Origin of the sequence: Streptomyces sp. NPDC127092 (assembly GCF_042722475.1) — a bacterium.
In the GTDB taxonomy this organism is placed as follows: Bacteria; Actinomycetota; Actinomycetes; order Streptomycetales; family Streptomycetaceae; genus Streptomyces.
On record NZ_JBHXFE010000231.1, the window covers coordinates 1 to 1009 of the forward strand.

General features: G+C 63.9%; 2 protein-coding genes. Both read left to right on the plus strand.

Going from position 1 to position 1009, the window contains the following annotated elements; translation table 11 throughout:
• The first annotated feature begins 125 nt into the window (after nucleotides 1–125).
• Entirely contained in the window at nucleotides 126–740 is a 615-nt protein-coding gene (locus ACFWJO_RS39200; RefSeq protein WP_222119664.1) for an MFS transporter, read from the plus strand.
• 18 nt (nucleotides 741–758) lie between these two features.
• A partial coding sequence (locus tag ACFWJO_RS39205) for a hypothetical protein (protein WP_386873011.1) occupies nucleotides 759–1009 on the plus strand: 251 nt, incomplete at its 3' end.

Here is a 1009-nt window from a genome sequence, read left to right on the forward strand (position 1 = left end):
GCATCGGGTTCTGGGTCCGTTACCGCGTGGAGGAAACACCGGTCTTCTAGGAGGAGGCCGCTGTCGATCCGGCCGCCCATCGTGAACTGCCGCTGAAGCTGGCCATCCGGCGCAATTGGAAGGCAATGCTGCTGGGCATGGGCTTGATCCCGGTGTCCACCGGCGGGTACTACATCGTCACCACCTTCGCCACCTCGTACGGCACCGAGCCAGCCTTCGGCATCGGCATCTCCGAGCACTTGATGCTCAACATCCTGTCCGTGGCAGCCCTGGGCGAGCTCGTCTCGACGTTGTTCATCGGAGTCATGGCCGACCGTATTGGCCGCAAGAAGACGATGGTCGCTGCACTGGTGCTGACCTCCGTGCTGGTGATGCCGATGTTCCTCAGCATGTCCCCGGAGAATCCGCTGCTGATGTTCGTACTGTTCACGGCCTTCCGGATCGCGATGAACGGCACTTGGGCTCCCCTGGCGTCGATCATGTCCCAGATGTTTGACGCCGAATCGCGGCAGAGTGCGCTTTCCGTCTCCTACGGCTTGGGCAACGCGATTTGGGCTGGTCTGTCACCCGTCGTGGCCACGGCCCTGTTCGCAGCGACTGGGACCATCTGGTCGGTGATCCTGCTGTACATGGGCATGGCCACGCTGAGCATGGTGTGCCTGGTGCTCGCCCCCCAGATCCGCGACAACGTCTTCGACGTCGACCACGAGACCCCGGCCGCTGCGACCGTCGCGCGCTGAGACACGAAAGGACACGGCTTGCGCAAGATCAACACCTTGGACGCTCCCCCCACCGACTACCGCCCCACCCTGGTCACCGCCTCTACTATCCACGCTGTCGACCCTGCGTTCGCCGACACGCGGCCGACCGCGTTGTTGCTGGCCGGCGATCGCATCGTGGCAGTGGGTACTGAACAGCACTGCCGCGAGGTCAATGAGGGCAAGGGGCTGCCCGCCCCCCGAGTCCTGGATTTCGGCGCGAGCACGCTGATTCCGGGTTTCATCGATCC

Coding starts and splice junctions, on each gene's coding strand:
- ACFWJO_RS39200 (WP_222119664.1), top strand. CDS start 126: ATGCTGCTGGGCATGGGCTTGATCCCGGTGTCCACCGGCGGGTACTAC.